Origin of the sequence: Streptomyces sp. NPDC058697 (assembly GCF_042715345.1) — a bacterium.
Taxonomy (GTDB): domain Bacteria; phylum Actinomycetota; class Actinomycetes; order Streptomycetales; family Streptomycetaceae; genus Streptomyces; species Streptomyces liliifuscus.
Genome location: NZ_JBHXSU010000004.1, coordinates 237,347 through 262,336 on the forward strand (window position 1 = coordinate 237,347; position 24,990 = coordinate 262,336).

Genomic DNA, 24,990 nt, shown 5'->3' on the forward strand with positions numbered 1-24,990 from the left:
CCATGAGGCGGAAACATGCAAGCAATCGCGCTGTCTCCGCGCGTTGCGACATCGATGCCCGCATTGCTCAATTTAGGGAGACCGCAGCGGCGTGCACTTGTACGACAGCGTCACTCCGATGGAACGTCAGTGCCGGACGATCCGGGCCGTGCCGGAATGCCGTGGTGGAATCAGGCCCCGAGGGTGCGGCGGTCGTCGGCAGGACGAGGCGAGGCGCTGAGATGAACGACACGGAACACACCGAACCTCAGCCCGGCGGACCGGCACCGGGAAGGAAGTTCTTCGTCGACACGACGGCCCCGACCACCCCGACTACCCCGACTACCGTGCGGAACGGCTTCGACGTCTTCCGGCGTGCGTGGGAGTCCCAGATCGGAGAGGCACTTCCGCTTCCGCCCTGGGAGCCTGTCGGATCGGGTGAGTTCCGGGTCCGGGTCCGTGCGTCCAGGGTGCACGACACGGTGATCTCGGGCGTCTACGGCGAGTTGATGGCAGGCGGCACCAGGGGCTCCTCCCACCACCTTGAGGACCGGGTCCTGGTGCATGTGATGGGACGCGGCGAGTGGCGCTTCGTCTCTCAGCGCAGCCGGGGCGAGACCGCCGTACCGGCTGGGCAGTTCATCGTGCGCCACAACGGCCCTCCGGCCCGCTTCGAGGTGGCTCCGCATTCGACCGCGAAGGTACTGATCCTGCCGGCCACGCCGCTCAGTCCGCTGATCCGCGACCGGGCGACCGTCGGCCCGGCCGACTCGCCCGAGCTACGACTGCTCATGGCGCACACCGAGATAGTCGAGGCGACGCTCGACGACCTGACCCCCGCCGGTGCACGAGCCGCCCGCAACTCCCTGCTCGAACTGGCCAAAGGGGTGCTCACGCAGACATTCGACGACACCGAACCCCTGCTGGCCCCCGCGTTGGCCCAGGCGGCCAGGGACATCGCGGACTGCCGACTCACCGACCCCGACCTCTCCCCCGCGACTCTGGCCCGCGAACTCAACGTCTCCGTACGGACGCTGCACCGGGCCTTCGCCAAGACCGACGACTCGGTGACCGCGTATATCCGCCGCAGACGCCTGGAGCAGTCCCGCCTCGAACTGACGGCGCCGGGCCCTCGCCCGAACGTCTCGGAAATAGCCGCACACTGGCAGTTCGCCGACAGCAGCCACTTCGTCCGCGCATTCAAGAAGGAGTACGGCCAGACACCCTCCGAATACGCCCGCAGGCAGAAGTGACCCGCGAATCGGGAGCTACTTCAGGCGATGGCCGCACAGGAGCAGCGAGCCGAAACTGCTGGCCGTCTTCGACAAGCTGACCGCGAAGCTCGGCACCGTGCTAGTGATCGTGGACCAGCCCGCCACGATCGGAGCCCTGCCCCTGACGGTCGCCCGGGGACGTCGGCTGCAAGGTCGCCTACCTGCCCGGACGCTCGATGCGGCGAATCGCCGATCTCTACCCGGGCGAGGCGAAGACCGACGCGAAGGACGCCGCGGTGATCGCGGACGCCGCCCGGACCATGCCGCACACCCTGCGCTCGCTTCAGCTAACCGACGAGATCACCGCCGAGCTGACCGTGCTGGTCGGCTTCGACCAGGACCTCGTGGCCGAGGCCACCGCGCCTCCAACCGGATCCGCGGCCTGCGCACCCAGGAGCAGTTCCTCCCGCTCGGCCTGGACCTCCTGCAGCTGCCCGGCCAACTCCTCCGCCAGCGCGTCCAGTTCGCTCCGGCGAGCGATGATCCGCTCCAGGTCTCCCATACCCTGCACCCTCCCGCGATCTCACCGCGTAGCGCCCGGTCACGGATCGTAGGAGCGGCCCCGAGAGGGGCGCAGCGGAACCCGAGAACCGCCACAGCCGACAGGGGCAGACGATCTTCACCATGGGTACCCGCCGCCGCCCAGCGCGAGCACGGCAACTCGCCCGCACACCAGCCCACCTCACCTGCACTTTTCACGTTGCACGGGTCTCAATGAGTGGCCGTGCGTCGCGGGGCGCTGGGCGGCCATCAGTCAGGGCCACACGTACGGCATGAGCGCTTTCAGCCACACCCAGGCCCCTGGGTCTGCCGATCGTACGAAGGACCAGAACCAACCCGCTAACAAGGTAAGGAGCACTTCGGTTGGCCATCTAGTACGTCGGTTGGCCACGCTGATCCGCTCGGTTTCGTCCTGAGCACCGGCAGCAGGCGCCGGAGCAGCCACCGGCCTCCGCCCCGTGTCGCTGTTCTCATCGGGTGATATGAACTCGGGAAACAGTTCGTTCCACTCAAGAGGGAGAAGGATGAGCCTCACCAGTCAGATACTGCCTCTCGTTGGTGTCGCCATCGGCGCGGTGGTGTCCCTGGCCGTCTCCGCCGTGAACGAGCGCGCTCAGTGGCGGCGCCAGCAATCCGTCCGATGGGACGAGCGGCGTCTCAACGCCTATGCGGAATACGCCCACACCGTCAAGCAACTCAGCAGCCGGTACACAGGGTTAGCCATCGCTCGGGGCCTCACTACCGGGTCGACACCGCTGGAGCCGACCGATGAGGTGCTCAAAGAACTCGCAGCAACAGAGGCCCACCGATCGGCGCTCGCCGAGTCCCTCTGGCTCCTCGGCGATGTGGACAGCAATACCGCTGCCATCAAACTGAACCACGCGCTCTGGCATATCGAATGGCTGGCTCGCGGCATACCGACCACCGGCATCGCCACATGGCCTGAGGCATACCTTGAGTTCCGGAAGGCGCGCACGGAATTTCTGAAGGCCGCGCGCTGCGATCTCGGCGTCCGGGGGGCGGGGATCGCCCACGAAATCCCATGGCCTCCACCCTGGCGTCCCTCTAACGACACGGGAACGGGCGGGCCCTGAGCCAGCGGCCTCACCAGACGAATCGTTGCCGAGTACCAGACTGGCCAACTTAAATGCTTAGTGGCCAGCTGAAGGACTCCGTCACACCTGAACGTCACACTCGCTGTGACCTTCAGCGATAGATGGCCAGAGGCGTCGGGAGTTCCGCTGGTGAGCGATGGGTGCTCAACGGTGGTTGGCCATTTTCCTCAGAGATAGTTGGCCACTGCGGTCTCGACTTCGTCGCTGAGGTGGGATCAGGCGTACTGCCTGAGGTGCGTCCAGGTCCGTCCCCATTGCCTTGATTCTTTTGCCGGAGCCGAGGGCAGCATGGTCTCGGCTTACTGAAAACGTTGTGGCAAGTAGTCAGCGTTTGATGCGGCCACGGACGGCGAGAACAGCGAGGGCAAGGAGGGTGGGTTCCAGTACGCGGGAGGTCATTTCGGTATAGGTTCCGGCGGTGGTCAGGTCCTGTCCGCTGGAGCGGAACACCACCGAGTTGAGAGTGACGTTCAGTGCCCTCTCGAAGCGCTCGCTGGTGAACCTGTTCCCGGCGGGGTTCTGCGGGTCCTCCTTTTCGATTTCGAAAGCGACCTTGCCCCCGCCGGGTGGCACGGTGCCGGTCACTTCCTGCTTCGGGGAGCCCTTCGGGATCCCGAATCCCATCAACAGCACGATGGTGACAAGCATGGCGGCACCGAGCCAGCCAAGAGCCCGGGATGCGCGCAATCCATAGCCTGACAGCAGCCAATAGCCGTGCAGCAGTCCCCGTTCGGCGCGGGTGGCGCCGGTGCGGTCGTGGCGGCGCATCTCCATTTCACCGAAGTAGAAATCCGCTGCCCCCGGCTCGTTCTTGGCGTCCTCCAACGCCTTGCGCAGTGCCCGGTACACCGGTGCCAGCTGCGCCGGCCCGACGTGTCCAGAGTGAAACACCGCCGTGTTCCAGCCCGGGACTGCTGTCGGCCGCTTCGCACGCCAGTGGTGTTCTTCGGCGAGGGTACGGCGCTGGGTGTACCGCACCAGGTGCCAGCGCTGCCAGTGCGTGCCGGGCGGCACTGCGTCGAAGGAGCAGGTGCCCTCCAGGCGCACCTGGTCCAAATGCACGGTTCCGGTGAACAGGCACCCCGACAGGTCGACGTCGGCGAGAACCAGATGTGCTGCGTCGACCCCACGCAGCGACGCTATGCGCACCGTGGCGTCGGGCGTGCCAGCCAGAGCCTCCTCTGCCACCGGCTGTCCGTCGGCGAGCACGAAAGGGGCAGCCTCCGTTGCGATCGTGAGGGGGTATTCGAAGACTGTGTGGGCGAAGTCCACCGTGGCGTAGCGCAGACGCAACTCGGCCGTTGACGACCAGCGGGTCCGCCGGCACTCCAGGCGGCGTGCGGCGAATGACAGGGTCACCGGGCCGCTGAACACCACCCCGGACAACTTCACCCGCCCCGCACACACCAACGGCCCGAGGCTGACCGACCGCTCGAAAACCGCCTGCTCGAACTGGGCGTCGTTCTTGAAGGTTGCTGCCCCGAACTCGGCGTGCTCTTTGAAGGTTACTGCCCCGAACTCGGCGTAGCCGTCGAAGACCGCTGCCCCGAACCCGGCGCCGTTCTTGAAGGTCGCTGCACCGAACTCGGCGTGCTCCTTGAAGGTTACTGCCCCGAACTCGGCGTAGCCGTCGAAGACCGCTGCCCCGAACCCGGCGCAGTCCTGGAAGGTCGCTGCACCGAACTTGGCGGTGCTCTGGAAGGTCGTTGCACCGAACTCGGCGTAGTCCTCGAAGGTCGCTGAGTCAAACTCGGTGAGGCCCTCGAAGGTTGCCGCCTCGAACCCGGCGTCGCCTTTGAAGGTTGCCGCCTCGAATCTGGCAAGAGCCTTAAAGGTCACTGATTCACACCAGGCAACGTTTTTGAAGTCTGCCGACTCGAACTCGGCGTCACCCCGGAAAGTCGCTGACCTGAAAAAGGCGCTGCCCATGAAGGTCGTAGATACGAACCCGGTGTAGGACATGAAAATTGCCGATCCGAACCCGGCGTGGCCCTCAAAAGTCGCCGATTCGAAGTGGACGAAGTCCTCGAAGGTTGCGGACCCGAACTCGGCATTACCCTTGAAGGTTACTGCCTCGAACTCGGCGTAGTCCTGGAAGGTCGCCGACTCGAACCCGGCGTCGCCTTGAAACGTCGCGTCCCAGAACCTGGCTTCGCCGAGGCGGGGGTGCCCAGTGCCGGGGTCTCGAAGGGCGCGAAGGAGGGCATTGAGAAGGGGTTCGGTAAAGCTGGTGCCGCGGTGGTCGACGTCTGTGCCGGGGGTCAGTCCTGCCAGGTAGGCGTCGCGGTTGGTGGGGTCCAGGTGGGCAAGGCACGCGGTGTGGCCAGGAACATGGACGCCGCGGCAGCCGATGGGATCGGTAGCAGCAGGTTCTGCGCCGTGTGCGCAGTACGGCCAGGGAGGCGCCCCGGGTACGGGAAGGGGTGGTGTGGTCATCGCTAAACAGCTCCACAGATCCGTGCCGATTCTGGCTTCGACTGCCTACCACGCGCCGTTGAGCCTGGGCAGTTCCTGGCTGCTGGCCAACTGACACTGCGAATGGTCATCTATCGCCGAGCGTCACACTGGCCCAGGTGCCCCCATCTGGCCAGATTCGAACACATGATCGATACATGATTGATGCGCGCGATGCTGAAGACGTTCCCCTCCCATGCCCGCCCGGCCACCGCACTGGCGCGAGAGTATCTTCGGCTACACGGGCCTACAGGTGGCAGTGCAATGGGACGACCGTCGACGGGTATGCAATGTCGAGGACATCCGCGACCAGGCCGACGGCAGCGGCGCCCTGCTCACCATCATCGACTGGCCGCACATGCAGGGACACACCGTCGTCGGCTGGATCCGGGAGCGGTGCCTAGAGCAGTGCCGGCGCAACCTGGCCGCGCGCCCGATCCGCACGATCGCGGCCCGCTGGGGTTCACCAGCCCCGCAGACTTCAGCCGGGCCTTCCGCAACCTCACGGTCTATCGCCCCGCCAGTACCGCCAGCAGTGCGCGACGGTCAGGGTTTCGGCGTAGTCGCGTGACGCCCGGCTCATGATCATCTGAGGGCGAGGGGGCGACGGGGATCGCGTACGTAGCAAGCTTCGGACGGCTCGGTCCAGGGCGTCGCCGTCGATGCGGGCCAGCAGCCGACGGACCGTGGTCTCGGCGGGCAGGACCCGCCTGGGCAATAGCGGATCGGGACGGGCGCCGACCTGTTCCAGTACCGCCCCCAGGGCATCGGCGATCCATTCACCGACCGCCAGCGGCGAGGTCGCTCCAACCAGCACCGCGCACGCGGTGAGTGCGAGCACGACGGCCAGGCGGTGACGCACCCCTCGTGGATCATGCGGGTCCGGGACTGGCCAGCCGCTCCAGCAGGCCCGGGACCACCTCGGGTACGGCCTCGGGATGCTCGCGCAGTTGGTCAGCGGCAGGCGGGATCAGCGATGATGCGTCGGCAGGCACGGTCTTCCACTCGGATCACGGGGCGCAGAGAACTCCATGCTGTTGAAAGCCGTGCCTGTCACGTTCCGAGAGCGCTGCTGAGCCCGGTAGATCGCCACGAACAGGGCGTCACGCGACTACGCCGAAGCCCGGGCCCAAAGCCACGTCGAGCTGCCCCCCGCCTGCATTCCCGAGGCAGGATCAGCTCATGCGGATTTTGGTCATCAGCGGAACTTGGTTCCTGGGAAAGTGCATTGTGGAAGGGGCATTGGCGAGGGGATGGAGGGTTACCACTTTCAACCGAGGACGATCGGCACCCGACGTTGAGGGTACGGAGCCAGTTCACGGCGACCGCACGGTCCATGCCGACCTCCAACACCTTGCGCAGCAAGGACCATGGGACGCCGTGATCGACACGTCCAGCTCCGAACTTGCACCCCGCGACGTGATGTTGGCGACCTCGGTGCTGCGGAATCAAGTCCGGCGGTGGGTCCACATCTCCACCGTCTCCGTGTACGAGGGATGGCCGCACGAACCACTCACCGAGGACTCCCCCATATTGGACAGCCCGCCAGACGCCTGCGCAGCCAGCCCCATGTCGTCAAACGCAAGATGTCCAACTACTGGCTCAAACGGGCTGAACACCGTCACTGGCCCCAGCCCACCCGCACCGGCACCCAAGCCATCCTCGTCAAACGACCCCAACCCACAGACCCATAACGCAATGGCATTGGACCTAGGAGACCGTCTTGAGCAGGTTCTTCTCCAGGATCACCGGCAGGGACAGGGTGCGGTAGCCGACCGAGGCGAACAGGACGGTGAGCCGGCCGTCCTCCTCGCTGAGCACCTCGCCGTCGCCCCACTGGGGGTGGTGGACGCTGGTGCCGGGCGGGAACGGGTGGTCGTGGCGTGCGGGTGAGGCCGCGCGGAGGCGGGCCCGGCCGGGGACCGCGTCGGCTCTCCCGCCGGTGGGTCGCTGCTCGCACCGGTCGCAGTTGCCGCAGGGCGAGTTGAGGCGTTCGCCGAAGTAGCCGAGCAGGAAACGCCGTCGGCAGCCGGTGGTCTCGGCCAGGCCGCGCATCATGTCGACCCGGGAGCGTTCCATGCTCTCGTGGGCGAGAGCCGACTCGACTGCCCTGGCGGCGACTTGCTCCGCGTCGGCCCCGGGCACGGGGACCACCTTGCCGCGTTCGGTGGTGACGCCTCCGGCGCTCTCCAGGAGGTTGAGGATCGCGGTCAGCCGGGCGGCGGACAGCCCGGTCTCCTCCTGAAGTTCCGCTGGTGTCACGGGAGTCGCGCGGTCCCGTACGCGTCGGGAGACATCGGCGATGGTGTCCGGGTCGGGGCGGCCGGTGGAGAAGAACCGCTGCAGGGCCAGGTCCTCGACGCGGTAGTGCAGGACGGCCCGGGACTCCTCGCCGTCGCGGCCCGCCCGGCCTATCTCCTGGTAGTAGGCGTCGAGGGAACCGGGCACCGAGGCGTGCAGCACGAACCGTACGTCGGGCTTGTCGATGCCCATGCCGAAGGCCGACGTCGCCACCACCACGTCCAACTCGCCGCCGAGGAAGCGATCATGGACCGCGCTGCGCTCGGCCGACCGGCTGCCCGCGTGGTACGCGGCGGCGCTCAGGCCGAGTTCGCCCAGCTCGGCGGCGTACGCCTCGGCGTCCTTGCGGGTGGCGACGTAGACGATGCCCGGCTTGGGCTCGGCCGCCGCCCGCTCGACCACGGCACGCCGCTTGGCCGCGTCGTCGAGGAAACGGGTGACCTCCAGGCGGATGTTGGGCCGGTCGAATCCGGCCACCACCTCGCGGACCTTGCGCATGCCGAGCTGCTCGACGATGTCAGCGCGCACAGGGGCGGCGGCGCTGGCGGTGAGGGCGAGGATCGGCGGGCGCCCGACGCGCTCGGCGGCCTGCCGGAGCCTGAGGTAGTCGGGCCGGAACTCGTGGCCCCAGGAGGATACGCAGTGCGCCTCGTCCACGACGAAGAGGGACGGCCCGAGCGTGGCAAGCCGCTCCAGCACGTCCTGCTTGGCGAGTTGCTCCGGGGCGAGGAAGAGGAACCGGGCGGTTCCGTCGCCCACGCTCTCCCACGCCTGCTCGTTCTTCGCCCTGGACATCGACGAGTTGACGGCGACGGCCGGCTGTCCGCCGTTGCGCAGCAGCCCGGCGATCTGGTCCCGCTGGAGGGCGATCAGCGGCGACACGACGACCGTCGGCCCGGCGAGCAGCGTGCCCGGCACCTGGTACACCGCCGACTTGCCCGATCCGGTCGGCATCACCACCATGGCGTCCCGCCCCCGCATGACCGCCTTCATCGCGGTGAGCTGCCCGGGACGCAACACGTCCCATCCGAAGGCCTCCCGCGCGGCTCTGCGGAGACGACGGGCGACGAACAGGCTGATCGGCAAGGGGACTCCTGGAGAAGGGTGCACGCGTCCGACGGAACCGGGTGGGCAGTGGTGGGTCTAGTGCCCGCGTCGTCGCGAAGCAGTCCGCCGGCCGGCGGTCAGTCGGCGGGGAGGAGCCACGCGTTGACGGGTTCTTCGACCCGCACCGTGATGTGTCCGGCGCCGAAGGCCTTCTTCAGGATGGGCTCGGCGACGGCGGGGTCGTCGACGCCCACGACCACGGACGTCACGTCCAGCCCGACCATGCGCAGTTGGAAGGTGCCGTCCCAGCGGGACATGTCCGCGCTGATCCGGCGTTGCAGGGCGACCAGTTCGGCGTGGTTGACGTCGGTGTCGTGCAGCCGGACCGTGACGCCCTTCTCGGCGGCCCCGCAGAGCGCGGCGTCGAAGGCGGCGGAGGGCATGCGGTAGATGTCGGCCGCCCGGTGCTCGGAGTCGACGGACATGCCGGTGTAGACGGCGGAGTAGCGGGCGTCGGAGGCCATCCGGTCGGCGTGGGCGACGGTCCGCTCCAGCGGGGAGTCCTCGGTGGCCTCGGGGAGGCTGCCCAGGGGCTGGGTGCCGGTGCCGGTGCAGGTGGTGGCGGGGGCCGGGGCGGGGGTGGTGTCCGGGTCGGCGACGGTGGTGGGCCCGGCGGCCGTGGACTCGGCGACCGAGGTGACCTCGGTGACGGGCTCGGTCGCGAAGGCCGACCGGGTGGGCTCGGCGGGCTCTGTGGGCTCGGTGGAGCCGCCCGCAAGAGCCGAACCGGCAGGCTTGACAGTCTTGGTGGGCTCGGTGCTGGACCCGGCGGCCGCGGTCGGGACCGTCTCCGCGCCGGCGCTCGACCCTCCGAGCGTTCCCAGCGCCAGGGCGACGGCCGTCACGGCGGCACCCGTGGTCGCCCTGCTCCGTATGCTCGTAGGGTTCCTCATGCCCCCATGACGTGGGCGACCCCCCGTCCGTTTCACCCGTCGTCCGGGATGGACGGGTTTCCCCGGTTCACCACCGGGGTTCGTCAGCGCCGCCCGCCGAACTCCCAGCCGTGGACGTCCCGGTCCTGCGGCACGGTGACCTCGGCGGCCGGATCCGGACCGAGGCCCAGCACCAGATACCGGTCGCCGCCGGTCCGGCCGCCGGGGAACTCCCACATAGTGCGCCCCAGCAGGTTGCGCCACCGGCGCAGCAGTACGTCCCGGTAGGCGCCGGCCTGGTAGGTGGGCTCGTCGAAGGCGAACGCGCGGGCGGCGGCGGGATCCGGCAGGCCGACGATGTGCACACTGCCGGTGGGCGTCTCCCCGTCGTCGGCGAAGGTAGGACCGCGGGCGATCAGCTGAGCCGCGTACCCGTCCATGTACGACCAGTGCTCCTCCCCCAGCCGCTCCCGCAGCGGGAGGGAGCCGGGCCGGTCACGGTGGTAGCAGAAGAACTCCATGCCCGGAGACTCTCACCACCGCAGGCCGGCCTCTCCAGCGGTCGGAGGTTCGCCCTTGGTGACGGCGCGCCACACGGCGCTGCCCAGGCGGTGGGCGCCGTCGTGGTAGCCGGTCACCCGGATCGGGTCGCCGGCTCTGGGGCGGATCACGCACCACACGTCGGTGCCCGTGAACCGGGCCATGGCGTTGTCGTACTCCTGGTACCCCACCGTGGCGATGTCGTGCCAGGCAAGGGTGCGTTCGATGTCGGCGCGGCGGTGCACCAGACCGCCTTGGTGGAGTCGGAGGACCTCGCGTCGGCGGGGGAACCCCAGGGCCAGCAGGGTGACGCTGGCTGCGAGCCCTGATATGCCCACGATGAGCACGTAGTTGGGCCCCGAGCTGTAGCCGTTCTCTCCGGCGTGGGCCATGGCGGAGATGAACCCGGGAAGAGCCGCGGCGGTGCCCAGCACGCCGACGACAAGCCAGATGACGGCGTTGCGCCGGGCCCGCCCCCAGTCGTATCGGTACTCGCCGATCAATAAGCCGATCTCATCGGCTCCGGTCGGATGTCCCACGGAGACCCCCTGCCCCTGACATGCCGAAGGAAATCGATGCGGGCAGCCTAGGAGGTGCGGGCAGCCGGGTGAAGGGGCGGCGGCGGGCTCGGGCGACCGCGCGGCCCACGGCGGTCAGCGGTGCCGTGGCCTCGCCCCCTCCATGGCCCCGAACACGGCGGCCGACACCGTCATACCGAGGGCGATTGCCCCCGCGAAGGTCCACTCCCACTGCCGCGACGGCATGGCGAACACCCCGTTGAAACCATCGATCCAGCGAGCGATCCAGCCACCGCACCAGGCCAGCACGCAGGACATGCCCAGGGCCAGGGCCGCCGCTCCCTTGGCGGCGAGGGCCTGGAAAAACGTCTCGCGCCACCAGCGGTCGGCGTCCGTCCGCTCCTCCTGGTGCCATCCCATCACTAAGATCAGCGCGCCGAGCCACGGCAGCAGACCTCCGGCCACCATCCCGAACCAGACGCCTTCCGACCGCTCGGGAAAGGTCCATTCGTCGCCCGACTCCAGATGGAGCCGGCGCAGAACCTCGTTCAGCAGCACGGCACCGGCGATCGTTCCGGCATAGAGCACGGAGAACACACCGGCGAAGAACGCGCCGTGCGCCGCCCGCCGCAATCGCTGCCGCCTCTCGGCCATGGCTCAGCCCCCCCTCCGGCCATATCCTCCGGCGACCGGTCGCGACGCGACAAGGGCCCGCCCGGTCGGTTCCCGGACAGGCCCTAGGTCCAATGCCATTGCGTTATGGGTCTGTGGGTTGGGGTCGTTTGACGAGGATGGTTTGGGTGCCGGTGCCGGTGGGCTGGGGCCAGTGACGGTGTTCAGTCCGTTTGAGCCAGTAGTTGGACATCTTGCGTTTGACGACATGGGGCTGGCTGCGCAGGCGTCTGGCGGGCAGGAGCCTTTCCAGCAGGTCTTCCTGGAGTTTTCGCAGTGCCTGGACCAGGAGGTCAGGGGGGAAAGGCTGCCGGGCGTGACGGTCACACTGCGGCGAGCGGAGCGCAGGGTCTCGGTGAATGAGACGCGGTCGGGATCGAGTTGGCGGGTGGCAGCGGTTCTCAGCATCAGCTCCCGCAGTGCATGGTGGACCAGGAGATGGGCCCGGATCTGTTGCAGGACACCGTCGGGTGTCTTGCTGCTGAGGACCACCTTCGTGCCGCGCTGGTGGGTTTTGATCTCGGCGAAGACGGATTCGATCTCCCAGCGTTCGCGGTAGAGCGCGGCCAGTTGCCGGGCCGGATGGCGTCGGGCGTCCAGGAGGCTGGTGACCAGGCGGTACTCGCCGGCAGCGGCCGTCCTGACCGTGTCTTTGAGCTGGTAGGCCAGGACACGGACGTCGACTGGGTCACGCTTGGCGGGGTCGGTGTTGGCATGGATGGAAGAGAGCCACGATCCGTCACGCAGTTCCTTGTGGACCGGCAGAACGCGGTTGGCCGGCACCCTCCACAGCAGATCGGCCCAGGTGGCGGTGAATGCCCGCCACAGCGGGACGCCGAGGAACTCGCGGTCGGCCAGGACGAGTTGACCTGGCCCGCAGGAGCGGGGCAGGCGGCCCACCAGGGTCACTTCCCCGGTCCGGCAGCCGGCGAGTTCCGCGTCCAGCACCGCATGGCTGCCCACCTCCACCAGGGCGGCCATCCGCACCTGCACAAAAGCGCTCCTGACGGTCCCGTGGCCGTTGCCGGGACGGCCGAAGGCGGCCTGGTTGGCTTCGGTGTCCGCGACATCCCAGCAGGTCCCGTCCACCGCGAGCACCCGCAACCCACGCCAGAGGGCCCCGGGAGTCGTCTCGGTGGCCATCGGCTTCGCGGTCGTGGCGAACAGCACCCGCAGCGGCTCGGATCCCAGCCGCTGCGGGACCCGAAACAGCGACGACTTCGCCGGAACATGCCAGTCACCCAGCAGCCCCAGACCTCGAAGACCCGCGACCAGGTGCCGCATCACTTCCAGATACGGAGCAGGCGAGAACAGCGCCAGCCCCAACACGAAGTACACCACCAGCCACGCAGGAAGCAGCCGCTTACGCTGCTCGGACCGGTCGCAGGCTGCCACCACCCGATCCACCAACCCCGCCGGATACACCCAGGTCAACAGCCCCAGACCCGATAAGTCAGACACACTCGCAGCCACCCGCACCACCCCCGGGACCCACTGCCAAGCAGCCTACGCCCACACCAAAAGCAACGGCATTGCGACTAGTCGGCCCCTCCACTATGCAGCGAGTCACGTATGGCCCGTTGCAGCAGTGCAGAGGGGCCGATCTGCCCGGACTACCGCCTCTTGCTCATACTGATCTGCTCGGATCGGCGGCGCACCGCACCCTGCACCCTCCAAGCTCAATGGCCCGCCCCGCTGGGCGGTTGTGACCGACGCCCGGCCCACTGCACCGTCTGCAAATGAGGTGGGCTGCCGATTGATGAGGTCGGGCTGCTGCCGGAGCCGGCCCAGCATCTGTCGCAGGCCGCCCTGGAGGCCGAGAGGGACGTGCATCTCGCGGCAGAGGCCGGGCGGGCCGGCGGCCGTGGTCCGCTCGCGGGCGGCAACATGCGCAACGGCTACCCGGCCAAGAAGGTCATGCCGGAGGTCGGCACGGTGACCGTGCACGTCTCACGGGACTGGCTGGGCACTTCACGCGGTTGCTGCTCAAGTACACCCGCAGGACGAGTCCGCTCAATGAGATGGTGCTGTCGCTGACCGCGGAGGGACTCACGTCCGGGGAGATCATCGCCCATCTCTCCGAGGTGTACGGAATGACGACAACGAAGGAATCCGTCTCCACGACTACCGACAAAGCTCTGGAGTCGATGGCGGAATGGCGCGCCCGCTCGACGCGGTCTGTACGGTGATCACCATCGACGCGATCCACATCCGTATCCGCAACGGGCGCGTCGCCAACCGCCCGCATCTACGTGGCCATCGCCATCACAGCCGACGGTTGCCGGGGAATCATGGGGCTGTGGGCCGGCGATGGCGGTGAGGGCGCCAACTTGTAGACCGTACTGACCGAGACCGGCATCAAGTAGCGCTCGCATACCGTCGGACTCTTCTGCAATTCGCGCTGCTCGACGCGGATCCACTACCCAGCCTCCAACCCGAGATTGCCGCGTCCATGGCCCGGATCCGGGCACTCGTGCCGCTGCGCGGCATCCTGGCGGAACGGCTCGGGATGACCCTGTTGGCTCATCTGCTCGCACAGTGCGCGGAACCGGCCGAGGCACAGCGGTTCCTGACTGTCCTGACCGGATCAGATCTGAATCTCACGAACCGGTCTCCAACACTCGCGGACTCAGCGTTCGGCCGACTACTGACCGGTTCATCGATCGAGTCGCTGGGGACCTTCTCACAGCCGTGCGAGCCGTGTCGTTGGATCTCGCGAACGGCTGCTGGAACTCATGGGCGGGGAAGACGCTGTCCCGCAACAACTCCAAGCCGACGCCGAGACCGCAGAATTCTCCGTTCAACCCCGCACCCGCCCTCTCGCTGACCCCTACGCGACGGGGTGGCCAGCCGTTAAGTCCGCGGTGGGCGTGTGCCACCAGGGCGTCGCCGACGAGGCCGCGAGGCGATTCGAGGCGTCACATCGCATCATCGCGGAACTCCATCCCGGAGACCCTGCCATCAGTACGATTGTGGACTTACTGGGCTTCCTGGCTCACCGGGTGCAGAGCGAAATCGACAAGCGCGCAGACCGTCCGGGATCTGGACGTGCTGAATGTCGCTGTCACCATGGCTCTAGGGGTGATCGTGCAACCGATTGACGAACAGCAGGAGTTGGGTTTCCTGATCACGATCGCCCTGCAATGGGACCTCTCCCCCGAATACGCAGCACCACTCCTTACCGCAGCCGATGATTGAGGCACCAGTGTCAAGCGACGAGAACCCACACCCTGCTCTGCTGCAGAGCCTGATCTTCATCGAGGCGAGGCAGTGAACAGTCCGCTACGCACGAACCAATACGCGGGCCGCTGCGCCCGGTGCGACGCAGATGTCGCGGCAGAGGCCGGCGTACTGCTCCGCAGTGCGTGGGGTGGCTGGGTGACCTACCACCCGGCTCACGCCCCGACGCCCGACCCGGACGGCACAACGTCGGACACATCCGCGATGCGCCCCAATCGGAGAGACGGGGAGTGCGAGACCTGCGGCTCGGTCGTTCCGGCTGGGCTGGGGGTGCTCGTGAACACCGGCTTCGGCGGATGGGACGTCTATCACCGTGACCACGTCCGTGAGCCTGCTCCACCACCACGCCGGCACCATCCGGGCTGGCACCGACGCCGCCTCATGGCCCTGGACATCGCAACCACCGGCAATCGTTACGGTGTCGACCGCATTCTCGGCGCAGCAGTGCACACCACTGACGGAACGAATCGGTTCTGGCTCATCGATCCTGGCCCCGGCCCGCTGTCCGTCACCCCTCGCAAGAAGCACGGCATTTCGGTAGAGCACGCTCGTTCCCACGGAATGCCTGCCATCCAAGCCCTGGAGGAATTGACGACCGTGCTTGTGGGGCAGTTGGCAACCAAGGAACCGATGGTGGTCTGGTACGCCCAATTCGTGCTGACCACGTTGGAGAGTGAGCTGCTCCGGCACGGACTCACACCACTGTCTGATCGCTTGGCCAACGGCATGTCACCGATCTGCGACCCGCTCGTTCTGGACCGGCACGCCGAGCCCTTCCGCTCCGGCGGACGCGCACTGGAAACGGTCGCCGAGTGGTACGGCATCCCACATGAACATCCCGGTGATCCCTCCTGCGACGCCGAGACAACGCTCGTCCTCGCGCAAGTCATCGGTGCCTGCCACTCCGCCGTAGGTCGCCTGTCCCGGCCTGCGCTCCACCGGGAACAGATCCGTTGGTACGAGCAGTACGTGCATGAGGCCGAGGCCCGGCGTCCTGACAGAGACAGGGATCGTCGTTGGCCCCTCGAAACGATCCAGGCGCTGGACTGGAAGGAGCACGATCCCGTCTGACCAATGACATCAGTGGCCAACGTCCGCTCCAGCTTCCTGCGCCACGCGGAAGCCACCGCGACACAGTACGAGGTGGACGACCGCGGCATCCTCCTTGCGGCCGGCCGCCGCTGATTCGTCGGGGGACAGGAAAAACGCCGTCTACCCCTGACAACGACGCCCCCAATCAGGTCACCGAGTGTGGTGTCATGGCGCAGGGTCACATCGACGTGCCGGCCGGGATGGTTTTCGACTGTCGTGCACAGATGTTCCGGGCCCCGTGAACGTCCGGGAGACGTACCTCGTTGGTCTTGCATCCGGCCGATGGAAAGGGCGCCCCATCTGTATGCCAGCCTCCCGCCTGGGGACCGGATGAATCCCTGGCGGGTGCGCCAGGCCAGGAAACACGTCCCTCATCGACCGACCAGGCACTCTCCCGTCATGGTCCCTCACCCCGTACTTCAGGTGCATGGCAGAGTCACGAATAGCGACGGGTGTCCGAAGATCGGGGCGCGGCCAACGCGCCGCTTCGAAGGCCAGAGGAACCGACGGCCTGTCCGTCAGTGCGGTGGCCAGTTGATCCTCCCAGGCACACGAGTCGGCCACGCTCAGACCGGCAAGGCTGGTGACGCTGCTGCCGTCAACTCGGTTTGCTCCGGCGTCAGGGGAAGGCGTCGCCGGTGGGCCAGTGCTCGGGCAGACCGAGTGCGGTATGGATCGGGCACACTGCGGGCCCGCGTTCGACCTGGATCTCGACCAACCGCGCGGTTGCCCAGGGAGGAAGGACAGGGGCCGGAAGCGACTCGGGGTCGGGGCTCTGCCAGAGGACAGGCACGTTCTGCGTCCAGGTCCAGGGTGCCGGGTTGTCGACGATGAGGACGCCGCTGACCCGGCTGTGAAAGTGGTCGTAGGTGGCAGTCCAATAGCCGTCGAGCATTCGGCCGAAGCTCGGTGCGCCAGCATGGGCGTACTCGACCGAGGTCCCGTACAGCGCGGTCTCGGTGTCCTCGTCTTCGGAGAACACGGCCGCATGGCCAACCGCCACGATGAACGGCCGCGCCAGGTCGCCGTACTTCCCGCCCTTCCTCTTGACCGCGTCGAGCACACGATTCGATTCGTCGTCCAGCCTGATCGCGGGATGGATTCCGATTGTCCTGCTCGCTGGATTGCCTCGCTTGCCGGGACTGCGTGGGATCGCCTCGAACGTGAGACACCAGCCGGCCTCCTGCCAGGTGTACTTGGGCAGTGGCACCTTGCGCTCGTACTCGGTGGCAACTTCGTCGGGGTCGAGGCTCGCGAGCCACTGTGTCAGCTCGGCCTTGAGCCGCTTCTGCGGCGGTGTTGCCGACCCGCTCCTGTCAACCTTGTACGACACGAAGAAGTTTGGGCTCAGCACTCCATCAATGGCATCGGCCAGCTGAGGTGGGAGCGGGTTGGACACGGTGTCGCGTAGACGCTGGGCTGTCCAGATCGCCTCGACGACGAATTGCTCGCCGTCGCGGGTGACCAAAAAGTCGGGGCTCTTTCCACGCGTGCCTATTCGTTGTTCGATCTCCACGGCACAACCAGAACCGAGGAGCATCTCGTGCAGATACAGCTCCCACAGCGCGGAGAAGACATTCGTGTCGGAGTTCCGATCCAGTAGCCGACTGCGAAGCCCTGGCTGAGCCTGGTCAGGGAGGTGCGACCACCACGCGTTGATCACGTCCCGAACCTGGTCCCAGAACGGGCCGGCGATCCTCTCGAAAAACTCGGCATCCGACTCCGCCGCCCGCTTCGGCGACTCATCCGTCAGATTCCGGCGCGTATGTACGACCATGACCAACGATCGTAGATCGCTCCACCAACCATGCCCACAGAATTTCCCACTTGCGGGCGCGGTATGCCAAGTCACCGCAGTAATGGGCGGCGTACGTCCACACCGGACGCTGGCAGGTGCCGACAAGTCAGCAAAAGGGGCGACGGCGTGAGCACATCGGACGAGGCTGCCGCGATCGACCGGGGACACCCAGGGCTGCGGCGCGTCGTGGCGCTGCACACACCCCTGCAACATCAGCGGCAACCAGGACACCCCGGATCGAGCCCTCAGCAATGCGAAACACCCCTACTCCGGCCCGCCGAAAGAGGCCGTCCCACCTATGCCTGCGTCGCCCCACCAAGATCCGGACCATACGCGGGCCTGAGCCCGCCGACTCCCCTTCCGACCGGCACCACCCCGAAGCCGGAGCACGCGCGCCGCTGCGGTGCCACGACTGTCCCCTCTGGGCCGCCATTCGACGAGACGGCAGTTCGACGGCGCGGTTCAACGGACGGCACGGCACCACGCACACTGCGCCGTGCGCCGCAGGGGGAAACCACGGCGCAGGCACAGGTGACCTTCGCTGCCGCAAGGTTGATACTGCCCAGAGCGGTACTCCGGCCGCTGCATATCCGACCCACAACGACAACCTGACGACCCGTCATCAAAGTCAGCATCGAGTCAGCATCAGTACCGCCACGACCCGCCAAAGGCCGCTACGGGTCGCCAAGATCGACAACCAGCTCTACCTACTCTGACCAGCAAAAACGCAGGACGAGGCCCAGCCTGCTACGCTCACCAGGAGGTACCCATGAAGATGCTCATCAACGTCGCGGAAACCGTTGTCGCGGACGCGCTGCGGGGCATGGCGGCCGCCCATCCCGAGCTGACCGTGGATGTCGAGAACCGGGTGATCGTACGGAGGGACGCTCCGATGCCCGGGAAGGTGGGGCTTGTCTCGGGTGGGGGTTCGGGGCACGAGCCGCTGCACGGCGGGTTCGTGGGCCCCGGGATGCTGTCGGCGGCCTGTCCCGGTGAGGTCTTCACGAGCCCGGTGCCGGACCAGATGGTGCGGGCGGCGGCAGCCGTGGACAGCGGCGCCGGCGTGCTGTTCATCGTGAAGAACTACACGGGTGACGTGCTCAACTTCGACATGGCGGCGGAGCTGGCCGAGGACGAGGGCATTCAGATCGCCAAGGTCCTCGTCAACGACGACGTGGCCGTCACCGACAGCCTCTACACGGCCGGCCGCCGCGGCACCGGCGCGACGCTGTTCGTGGAGAAGATCGCGGGTGCGGCGGCCGAGGAGGGGCAGCCACTGGAGCGGGTGGAGGCGCTTGCCCGCCAGGTCAACGAGAACTCGCGCAGTTTCGGCGTCGCGCTCAGCGCGTGCACGACTCCTGCCAAGGGCAGCCCCACCTTCGATCTGCCGCCCGGGGAGCTGGAGTTGGGCGTCGGCATCCACGGCGAGCCCGGCCGGGAGCGGCGGGCCATGATGACCTCGCGGGAGATCGCCGACTTCTCGGTGAACGCGATCCTGGAGGACATGCACCCCCGCAACCCCGTCCTGGTCCTGGTGAACGGCATGGGCGCCACACCGCTTCTGGAGCTGTACGGCTTCAACGCGGAGGTGCAGCGGGTGCTGACCGAGCGCGGGGTCCCGGTGGCGCGCACGCTCGTCGGCAACTACGTCACGTCGCTCGACATGGCCGGCGCCTCGGTGACCCTGTGCCAGGTGGACGAGGAGCTGCTGCGGCTGTGGGACGCGCCGGTGCGTACGGCGGGCCTGCGCTGGGGCATGTGACGCTCCCCCGGCCAGTGCCGGTGCGACACCCGGCGGGCCCGTGCCGGTGCGATCGGTCAACACCTTTACCACGCAAGGAGATCCAGTGCTCGACGCCGACTTCTTCCGCCGTTGGATGACGGCGACCGCCGCGTCCGTGGACCGAGAGGCGGAACGGCTGACCGCCCTCGACTCGCCGATCGGCGACGCCGACCACGGCAGCAACCTTCAGCGCGGGTTCAGGGCCGTGGCGGCCACGCTTGAGAAGGAGGCGCCGCAGACGCCCGGCGCCGTCCTGACGTTCGCCGGACGGCAGCTGATCTCGACGGTGGGCGGCGCGTCCGGGCCGCTGTACGGGACGCTGCTGCGCCGCACGGGCAAGGCGCTCGGTGACGCGGCCGAGGTCGACGAGCAGGAGCTCGCTCAGGCGCTGCGCACCGGTGTGGACGCGGTGATGCAGCTCGGTGGGGCCGCGCCCGGTGACAAGACCATGATCGACACGCTGGTGCCCGCGGTCGACGCGCTCGGTGAGTCCTTCGCGGCGGCACGGTCGGCCGCCGCGGAGGGCGCCCTGGCGACCACGCCGTTGCAGGCTCGCAAGGGCCGGGCGAGTTACCTGGGCGAGCGCAGCATCGGACACCAGGACCCCGGTGCCACCTCCTCGGCGCTCCTCATCGCGGCGCTCGCGGAGACGGCCGGTGAGTGACATGGCGAGCGCGGCGGGAGGCGAGGAGAAGCTGGTGGGCATCGTGCTCGTGTCGCACAGCGCGGCGGTGGCCGCCTCGGTCGCCGAACTGGCGACGGGGCTCGCCGGCGGCGGTACGACGGCTCCGGTGGCACCTGCGGGCGGGACCGAGGGCGGCGGCTTCGGCACCAGTTCCGAGCTGATCTCGGCCGCCGCCGCGGCCGTGGACCGGGGCGTCGGTGTCGCCGTCCTCACCGACCTCGGCAGCGCGGTCCTCACCGTGAAGGCGCTGCTGGCCGAGGGCGACGAACTCCCGGCGGGCACCCGTCTGGTGGACGCGCCCTTCGTGGAGGGCGCGGTGGCGGCGGTCGTCACGGCCTCCACTGGAGCCGATCTGGCGGCGGTGGAGGCGGCCGCCGCGGACGCGTACAGCTATCGGAAGGTGTGAGACGGGCGCGCTCGCTCAGCGGGCCGCGTTCCGGCGGATGAACTCCCGGGCCAGTCGCTCGCCCTCGGCGACGGCCGCCCGGGGGTTCTCGATGGGGGACGCGGTGGAGCCCTCGAAGAAGATGTACGTGACCCCGGATGCGGCCCCGCCGCCATGCGGGTCGGGGCGGATGCCGAGGCCCCGGGCCGTGGCGTACGACGCCTCGCCGATGAGGTTCTCGGGGCCGAGGTCGCCGACGACCGCGTACTGCACGCGGTCGCCGTGGATCACGGCGGCGACCGTGCCGCTGCGGACGCCGTGCTCGTCGGGGTCCCAGATGTGGCTGGCGGCGGGCACGACGACGTACGGAAGGGTCTCGGCGTCGAGGTAGTTTCCGTCGGACTGCTTGAATGCGGTGGCTTCGGCGAAGAACGGGTCGGTGCTCTTGTTGCAGTGCGCGCCCGGCTGGCCGTCGCAGTCGATGTCCAGGTCCGCCTTCCAGAAGACCGCGCCGCGTTTTCCGCAGACGGGGATGTCCGCAGGTGCCCCGTTGTCGCTTCGGTAGAGGCCGCGGGAGACGGGCACGCAGTCACGCACGGCGGCCAGCAGGTCGGCGGCCCGGACGCCCCCTGCGGATCCGGCGTTCCCCGGGGGGCCCGCGTTTCCCGCGCGCTCGTGCACGGCATCGGGCAAGGGGGCCACGTCGGAGATCGTGGTGGGGGCGAGCAGAGCAGCGCCGGCCGCGGCCAGCGTCAGCGACTGGGCACGCACGATAAGAGACCCTCTCCTGGGCGGGCACTGACGAACACTCAGCCCAATCTGGTGGGGGTTCGATCATGCGGCCACCGTTGGGGGGCCGTACGGAGCACGCCCGATGACGTCTCGTCGGGGGCCGGGCGGGATCAGCGACGACAGCGTTCCGCACCGTGGGCATGAACTTCCCTACGACAAGGGCGAGTTCAGCCGCGAAGGACATCAGCATACGTAACGTCCGATCGATATCGCGAACACGGCCCTCTTGATGTGGTCACGCCGACCAGGTCATATTGGTCCGGACCATTCCCGTCGAGGGAGGGCAGGGCTGTGCGACGCGTACTCCTGCGAGCCGCGATGGTCTGCGGCGCGTTGCTCATGGTGGTGTCCTGCGGCTGGGGCGGCGAGGGCACGGCCGCGGGTGACCGCCCGCCCGCGGCCCCGGCGGGCGTCACCGCGGCGGCGGGCAGCTCCACCAGCGTGCACGTCATGTGGAACCGGGCCTCCGGGAAACCCGAGGTCGCCCACTACGAGGTGTATCGCGGCACCACGATGGTGAAGGAAGTGCCGGGTTCGGACCACATGGTCGACATCACCAGGCTCAAGCCGTCGACCGAGTACGCCTTCTCCGTACGGGCACGGGGCGCCGACGGACGGCTCGGACCGCCCAGCGAGCGGGTGCGGGCCACCACCCCGGCAGCGACCGCCGCCGACGCACGGGCCCCCAGCACCCCGGAGCGCCCTCGCGGCAAGGCGGCCGGGAGCCGGGCCGCCCAGTTGTCCTGGGAGAGGTCCACGGACAACCAAGGTGTGGCCTCGTATGACATCTATCAGGGCGACTCGAAGATCCACAGTGTGGGCGGCGCACAGTCGGCGACCGTGGTCACTGGGCTGCGGCCGGGCACGCGGTACTCCTTCACGGTCCGGGCACGGGACGCGGCGGACAACGTCTCGCCCGCGAGCGCGGCCGTGCGGATCACGACTCCCGCCGGTTCGGGGGACGGGAAAGGCACCGGCCTGGCACCGACCGGCTTCCGGGCCTCGACGCACCGCACCGACGGGGCGTACTACCTCGACCTCTCGTGGATTCCGCCGGACGCCGAGACGATCGACGGGGTGATCACGGAGTACCAGATCCAGCTCGACCGGCAGCCCGCCACCTCGCTCGTCTGGGGCGGGACCGCACCGCGCGGCAAGGCGACGTACAGCTTCTACGTGGGACGGGAGGCCGGGGTCACCCAGCGGGTGCGGATCAGGGCGAAGCTGCCCGACGGGACGTGGAGCGGCTTCTCGGCGGAGCGGACGGTGACGACGGGAGCGGCACGGCCGTAGGGCGGGGCGGCGCCGTCCGGCTCGGGCCGCGGGTGTCCGGCTCGGGCGGCGGGTTCCCGAAGGCGGTCCGGCTCGGGCTGCGGGTTCCCGAAGGCGGTCCGGCCATAGGCGGAGTCTAGGATTCTCCGTATGCCCCATAGGGAATCCAATGGCACCGCCGCGTCCGCCGCCCCGCTCGATCTCTCGCTGCTGCGGACGTTCCTCGCCGTGCACCGGGCGGGCTCGTTCACGGCGGCGGCGCGGCTGCTGGGGCTGTCGCAGCCGACGGTCACCACGCAGATCCGGTCCCTGGAGGACCAGCTGGGGCGTGAGCTGTTCGAGCGGCGGCCGCGCGGCGTGGTGTCGACCTCGGTCGCGGACGAGCTGGCCGCGCAGGTCGCGGCGCCGCTGGACGCGCTCGCGACGGTCACGGACCGCGGCGGATTCGGTGCGGACGTGGTGCCGGAGCCGGTCCATGTGGCGGGTCCGGCGGAACTGCTGTGCACACGGGTGCTGCCCGCGCTGGCCCCGCTGACCGGGCAGGGAGTGCGGCTGCGGGTCACCACCGGGCTGACCGACGGTCTGCTGGAGGGGCTGCGCGGCGGCCGCTTCGACCTGGCGATCGCCACGTCACGGCCGCGCGGCCGCACACTGAGCGCGCTGCCGCTGGCGGACGAGGAGTTCGTCCTCGTGGCAGCGCCCGCGTGGGCCGAACGGATCGGCCGGGACCGGGTCGCCGCCGAGGGGCCCGCCGTGCTGCACGGGGCGCCGCTGATCTCGTACGCCGAGGATCTGCCCATCGCGCGGCGCTACTGGCGGCACGTCTTCGGCGTACGGCTGACGGGTCAGGCGGCGATCACGGTGCCGGATCTGCGCGGAGTCCTCGCGGCGGTGGTCGCGGGCGCCGGGATCTCGGTGCTCCCCCGCTATCTGTGCCTCGACGAGCTGGCCTCCGGCGCGCTGGTCTCCCTGCTGGACCCGGAGGACCCGCCGATCAACACCGCTTATCTGGTGCGGCGTCCGGGGGTGTCGGACAACCCGCATGTCGCGCTCGTCGGAGAACGGCTCCTGGCGGCCGGCCGGACCTGGTGAGAGCCCGCGGAAAGTAGCGGGCCGCCACGGACCTGCGCCATCGGCGGTCGGCCGGACGAAGGAACTCGTCACCTGCCCGGTCCTGGCCCGCGTGCGGAACCGGCGATCCTCGCATTGGCTCGGTCCGAAGGCGCACGGGCGTTCCCAACCCTCGGCGGCGCATGGGATGTACCGCCAACCGTGCTGTCGGAGGGCAGTCCTATGCGTATGACCCAGATGCTCGTCCGCTCCGGCCTGACCGTGGCGGCCGCCGCCGCGCTGCCGCTGACCCTCGCCGCCACGGAGGCCGTCGCGGTGAACACGGTCATCAACGTGACCACCAGCGGCACGACGGTGCAGGTGACCACCACCGACTGTGCCACCAGGTCCAACGGCTCCATGGGGAATGCCTCACTGCTCTCCAGCAGTCAGGCCAACTTCGCACAGGGGCGCCAGGTGACCTTGTCCGGGACCAGCACCAGCCAGGCCGCGGCCTGGTCCAACGTCACCACCGGCACCTACACCGTCATCGTGGTCTGCGCCGACGGCACCACGGCGGGCACTCAGTCCGTCACCGTCTCCCCCGTCTCCAGCCCCACGATCTCCGCGACGGCGACAGCGACCGCTACGGCCACGGCCACGGCGACAGCCACATCGTCGGCCTCACCGTCGCGCGGGGTCATGGGCGGGATGGGCGGCGGTACGAAGGACTACGGCACCGCCACCTACGCGGCAGGCGGCGTCCTGGTGGCGGCGGGAGTCGGGGCCACGGTCTGGGTCCTGCGCCGACGCGCCAAGCCGCACCGGCTGTGAGCACGGCGGCGGCCCGGAACCCCCGATCCCGATGACCGGAACTCCGGTCCCGACGGGGAGGCCGGGCCGCCGCCGACCACCGGACACCCGGCCCGTCAGGGCGCCGGGTCCTCCGCGGGCAGCCGCTGGAACTCCTCCAGCGCGTGCGTCAGCCAGCGTGTCCAGAAGGTCTCCAGGTCGATCCCGGCCCGCAGGACGAGGTGCTGAAGGCGGTCCTGCGGCGCGTCCTTGCCGGGCGGGAAGTCCCGCTCCTGGATCTCCTCGTACTCCGTCAACTGCCGCTGGTGCAGGTCGAGATGGCGTCGCAGATCCGCCTCGATGCCCTCCGTGCCGACCACCGCCGCGGCCCGCAGCCGCAGCAGCATGGTGTCGCGCAGCGGCTTCGGGTCCTGGGACGCGGCGGTCCACCTGGCCAGTTCGGCACGGCCCGCGGGCAGGACCTCGTACCGCTTCTTCTGCCCCCGGGCCGGCTGCTGCGTCGGGAGGGCCCTGATGTGTCCCTCGGTCTCCAGTTTTCCCAGCTCGCGATAGATCTGCTGATGCGTCGCCGACCAGAAGTAGCCGATCGACCTGTCGAAGCGACGGGTCAGCTCCAGCCCCGACGACGGCTTTTCGAGCAGGGCGGTGAGGATCGCGTGCGGGAGTGACATGGAGTCATCCTAGGGACGGGCTCCACGTCCCCGGTCCCTGTCGGGCTCCACGTCCCCGGTCCCTGTCGGGCTCCAC

The 24,990-nt window shown here is 68.7% G+C and carries 24 protein-coding genes and 1 pseudogene; 13 read left to right on the forward strand and 12 right to left on the reverse strand.

The genetic code is table 11. From position 1 onward, the window contains the following. The first annotated feature begins 221 nt into the window (after nucleotides 1–221). From ACFWXQ_RS11940 to ACFWXQ_RS11950, 3 genes and pseudogenes are all read left to right on the forward strand, one after another. A complete protein-coding gene (locus tag ACFWXQ_RS11940) occupies nucleotides 222–1,232 on the forward strand; it encodes a helix-turn-helix domain-containing protein (protein WP_383952954.1) in 1,011 nt (336 codons plus the stop codon). A 7-nt stretch (nucleotides 1,233–1,239) separates the two neighbouring features. Then, a pseudogene (locus ACFWXQ_RS11945) lies at nucleotides 1,240–1,647 on the forward strand (IS110 family transposase); the annotation flags it as partial. 631 nt (nucleotides 1,648–2,278) lie between these two features. Next, a complete protein-coding gene (locus tag ACFWXQ_RS11950; RefSeq protein ID WP_383954612.1) occupies nucleotides 2,279–2,848 on the forward strand; it encodes a hypothetical protein in 570 nt (189 codons plus the stop codon). Nucleotides 2,849–3,193: 345 nt separating this feature from the next. Here ACFWXQ_RS11950 and ACFWXQ_RS11955 read toward each other — a convergent pair whose 3' ends face one another. The 9 genes from ACFWXQ_RS11955 to ACFWXQ_RS11995 all read right to left on the reverse strand — a co-directional run bounded on the left by ACFWXQ_RS11955 (nucleotide 3,194) and on the right by ACFWXQ_RS11995 (nucleotide 12,794). After that, nucleotides 3,194–5,305, reverse strand: coding sequence for a pentapeptide repeat-containing protein (locus ACFWXQ_RS11955; RefSeq protein ID WP_383954614.1), 2,112 nt, complete (start codon nucleotides 5,303–5,305; stop codon nucleotides 3,194–3,196). A 520-nt stretch (nucleotides 5,306–5,825) separates the two neighbouring features. Then, nucleotides 5,826–6,185, reverse strand: coding sequence for a transposase family protein (locus ACFWXQ_RS11960; protein WP_383954616.1), 360 nt, complete (start codon nucleotides 6,183–6,185; stop codon nucleotides 5,826–5,828). A 10-nt stretch (nucleotides 6,186–6,195) separates the two neighbouring features. Then, entirely contained in the window at nucleotides 6,196–6,318 is a 123-nt protein-coding gene (locus ACFWXQ_RS11965) for a hypothetical protein (RefSeq protein WP_383954618.1), read from the reverse strand. A gap of 715 nt (nucleotides 6,319–7,033) precedes the next feature. After that, nucleotides 7,034–8,704, reverse strand: coding sequence for a RecQ family ATP-dependent DNA helicase (locus ACFWXQ_RS11970; protein ID WP_383954627.1), 1,671 nt, complete (start codon nucleotides 8,702–8,704; stop codon nucleotides 7,034–7,036). Between the two features lie 104 nt (nucleotides 8,705–8,808). Continuing rightward, on the reverse strand, nucleotides 8,809–9,576 hold the full coding sequence (locus tag ACFWXQ_RS11975; protein ID WP_383954619.1) for a hypothetical protein: 768 nt from the start codon (nucleotides 9,574–9,576) through the stop codon (nucleotides 8,809–8,811). A gap of 131 nt (nucleotides 9,577–9,707) precedes the next feature. Further along, nucleotides 9,708–10,124, reverse strand: a complete 417-nt coding sequence (locus tag ACFWXQ_RS11980) for a YciI family protein (protein WP_383954621.1) — start codon at nucleotides 10,122–10,124, stop codon at nucleotides 9,708–9,710. A gap of 12 nt (nucleotides 10,125–10,136) precedes the next feature. Next, nucleotides 10,137–10,682: a hypothetical protein gene (locus tag ACFWXQ_RS11985; protein ID WP_383954623.1), complete on the reverse strand. Its 546-nt coding sequence runs from the start codon at nucleotides 10,680–10,682 to the stop codon at nucleotides 10,137–10,139. A gap of 114 nt (nucleotides 10,683–10,796) precedes the next feature. Continuing rightward, a complete protein-coding gene (locus ACFWXQ_RS11990; RefSeq protein ID WP_383954625.1) occupies nucleotides 10,797–11,315 on the reverse strand; it encodes a hypothetical protein in 519 nt (172 codons plus the stop codon). Between the two features lie 3 nt (nucleotides 11,316–11,318). Next, nucleotides 11,319–12,794: an IS4 family transposase gene (locus ACFWXQ_RS11995; protein ID WP_386268081.1), complete on the reverse strand. Its 1,476-nt coding sequence runs from the start codon at nucleotides 12,792–12,794 to the stop codon at nucleotides 11,319–11,321. A gap of 497 nt (nucleotides 12,795–13,291) precedes the next feature. On the opposite strand from ACFWXQ_RS11995, the gene ACFWXQ_RS12000 reads away from it, so the two are divergent. The 4 genes from ACFWXQ_RS12000 to ACFWXQ_RS12015 all read left to right on the forward strand — a co-directional run bounded on the left by ACFWXQ_RS12000 (nucleotide 13,292) and on the right by ACFWXQ_RS12015 (nucleotide 15,758). Then, the gene (locus ACFWXQ_RS12000; protein WP_383955149.1) at nucleotides 13,292–13,522 is read left to right on the forward strand and encodes a transposase; all 231 of its coding nucleotides are present in this window, start codon (nucleotides 13,292–13,294) and stop codon (nucleotides 13,520–13,522) included. An 859-nt stretch (nucleotides 13,523–14,381) separates the two neighbouring features. Beyond that, nucleotides 14,382–14,531, forward strand: coding sequence for a hypothetical protein (locus ACFWXQ_RS12005; protein WP_383955140.1), 150 nt, complete (start codon nucleotides 14,382–14,384; stop codon nucleotides 14,529–14,531). A 423-nt stretch (nucleotides 14,532–14,954) separates the two neighbouring features. After that, on the forward strand, nucleotides 14,955–15,644 hold the full coding sequence (locus ACFWXQ_RS12010; protein WP_383955137.1) for a hypothetical protein: 690 nt from the start codon (nucleotides 14,955–14,957) through the stop codon (nucleotides 15,642–15,644). A 3-nt stretch (nucleotides 15,645–15,647) separates the two neighbouring features. Continuing rightward, the gene (locus tag ACFWXQ_RS12015; protein WP_383955134.1) at nucleotides 15,648–15,758 is read left to right on the forward strand and encodes a hypothetical protein; all 111 of its coding nucleotides are present in this window, start codon (nucleotides 15,648–15,650) and stop codon (nucleotides 15,756–15,758) included. Nucleotides 15,759–16,284: 526 nt separating this feature from the next. Here the strand turns inward: ACFWXQ_RS12015 and ACFWXQ_RS12020 are convergent. Continuing rightward, nucleotides 16,285–17,442: a hypothetical protein gene (locus ACFWXQ_RS12020; protein WP_383955131.1), complete on the reverse strand. Its 1,158-nt coding sequence runs from the start codon at nucleotides 17,440–17,442 to the stop codon at nucleotides 16,285–16,287. Nucleotides 17,443–18,232: 790 nt separating this feature from the next. Between ACFWXQ_RS12020 and dhaK the strand changes: the two genes are divergently transcribed. From dhaK to ACFWXQ_RS12035, 3 genes are all read left to right on the forward strand, one after another. Beyond that, nucleotides 18,233–19,225, forward strand: coding sequence for a dihydroxyacetone kinase subunit DhaK (gene dhaK, locus ACFWXQ_RS12025; protein WP_383955128.1), 993 nt, complete (start codon nucleotides 18,233–18,235; stop codon nucleotides 19,223–19,225). Nucleotides 19,226–19,310: 85 nt separating this feature from the next. Continuing rightward, nucleotides 19,311–19,910: a dihydroxyacetone kinase subunit DhaL gene (gene dhaL / locus ACFWXQ_RS12030; protein ID WP_383955126.1), complete on the forward strand. Its 600-nt coding sequence runs from the start codon at nucleotides 19,311–19,313 to the stop codon at nucleotides 19,908–19,910. A 1-nt stretch (nucleotide 19,911) separates the two neighbouring features. Further along, the gene (locus ACFWXQ_RS12035) at nucleotides 19,912–20,337 is read left to right on the forward strand and encodes a PTS-dependent dihydroxyacetone kinase phosphotransferase subunit DhaM (RefSeq protein ID WP_386268203.1); all 426 of its coding nucleotides are present in this window, start codon (nucleotides 19,912–19,914) and stop codon (nucleotides 20,335–20,337) included. Nucleotides 20,338–20,352: 15 nt separating this feature from the next. On the opposite strand, the gene ACFWXQ_RS12040 is transcribed toward ACFWXQ_RS12035, so the two are convergent. Then, nucleotides 20,353–21,087: a glycoside hydrolase family 75 protein gene (locus tag ACFWXQ_RS12040; RefSeq protein WP_386268085.1), complete on the reverse strand. Its 735-nt coding sequence runs from the start codon at nucleotides 21,085–21,087 to the stop codon at nucleotides 20,353–20,355. A 312-nt stretch (nucleotides 21,088–21,399) separates the two neighbouring features. On the opposite strand from ACFWXQ_RS12040, the gene ACFWXQ_RS12045 reads away from it, so the two are divergent. From ACFWXQ_RS12045 to ACFWXQ_RS12055, 3 genes are all read left to right on the forward strand, one after another. Then, on the forward strand, nucleotides 21,400–22,401 hold the full coding sequence (locus tag ACFWXQ_RS12045) for a fibronectin type III domain-containing protein (RefSeq protein ID WP_383948064.1): 1,002 nt from the start codon (nucleotides 21,400–21,402) through the stop codon (nucleotides 22,399–22,401). Nucleotides 22,402–22,530: 129 nt separating this feature from the next. Then, complete coding sequence (locus ACFWXQ_RS12050) at nucleotides 22,531–23,472, forward strand: LysR family transcriptional regulator (RefSeq protein WP_383948061.1); 942 nt, start codon at nucleotides 22,531–22,533, stop codon at nucleotides 23,470–23,472. 201 nt (nucleotides 23,473–23,673) lie between these two features. Next, complete coding sequence (locus ACFWXQ_RS12055) at nucleotides 23,674–24,264, forward strand: hypothetical protein (RefSeq protein ID WP_383948058.1); 591 nt, start codon at nucleotides 23,674–23,676, stop codon at nucleotides 24,262–24,264. 95 nt (nucleotides 24,265–24,359) lie between these two features. On the opposite strand, the gene ACFWXQ_RS12060 is transcribed toward ACFWXQ_RS12055, so the two are convergent. Next, complete coding sequence (locus ACFWXQ_RS12060; protein ID WP_383948055.1) at nucleotides 24,360–24,914, reverse strand: PadR family transcriptional regulator; 555 nt, start codon at nucleotides 24,912–24,914, stop codon at nucleotides 24,360–24,362. Nucleotides 24,915–24,990: the final 76 nt, after the last annotated feature.

Bases quoted from the DNA above. Each gene is read 5' to 3' on its own strand.
- ACFWXQ_RS12060 (WP_383948055.1), bottom strand. From the start codon at position 24,914: ATGTCACTCCCGCACGCGATCCTCACCGCCCTGCTCGAAAAGCCGTCG.
- ACFWXQ_RS12035 (WP_386268203.1), top strand. From the start codon at position 19,912: ATGGCGAGCGCGGCGGGAGGCGAGGAGAAGCTGGTGGGCATCGTGCTC.
- ACFWXQ_RS11955 (WP_383954614.1), bottom strand. From the start codon at position 5,305: ATGACCACACCACCCCTTCCCGTACCCGGGGCGCCTCCCTGGCCGTAC.
- dhaK (WP_383955128.1), top strand. From the start codon at position 18,233: ATGAAGATGCTCATCAACGTCGCGGAAACCGTTGTCGCGGACGCGCTG.
- ACFWXQ_RS11980 (WP_383954621.1), bottom strand. From the start codon at position 10,124: ATGGAGTTCTTCTGCTACCACCGTGACCGGCCCGGCTCCCTCCCGCTG.
- ACFWXQ_RS12020 (WP_383955131.1), bottom strand. From the start codon at position 17,442: ATGGTCGTACATACGCGCCGGAATCTGACGGATGAGTCGCCGAAGCGG.
- ACFWXQ_RS12010 (WP_383955137.1), top strand. From the start codon at position 14,955: ATGGCCCTGGACATCGCAACCACCGGCAATCGTTACGGTGTCGACCGC.
- ACFWXQ_RS11950 (WP_383954612.1), top strand. From the start codon at position 2,279: ATGAGCCTCACCAGTCAGATACTGCCTCTCGTTGGTGTCGCCATCGGC.
- ACFWXQ_RS12055 (WP_383948058.1), top strand. From the start codon at position 23,674: ATGCGTATGACCCAGATGCTCGTCCGCTCCGGCCTGACCGTGGCGGCC.
- ACFWXQ_RS12050 (WP_383948061.1), top strand. From the start codon at position 22,531: ATGCCCCATAGGGAATCCAATGGCACCGCCGCGTCCGCCGCCCCGCTC.
- ACFWXQ_RS12015 (WP_383955134.1), top strand. From the start codon at position 15,648: ATGACATCAGTGGCCAACGTCCGCTCCAGCTTCCTGCGCCACGCGGAA.
- ACFWXQ_RS11940 (WP_383952954.1), top strand. From the start codon at position 222: ATGAACGACACGGAACACACCGAACCTCAGCCCGGCGGACCGGCACCG.
- ACFWXQ_RS11990 (WP_383954625.1), bottom strand. From the start codon at position 11,315: ATGGCCGAGAGGCGGCAGCGATTGCGGCGGGCGGCGCACGGCGCGTTC.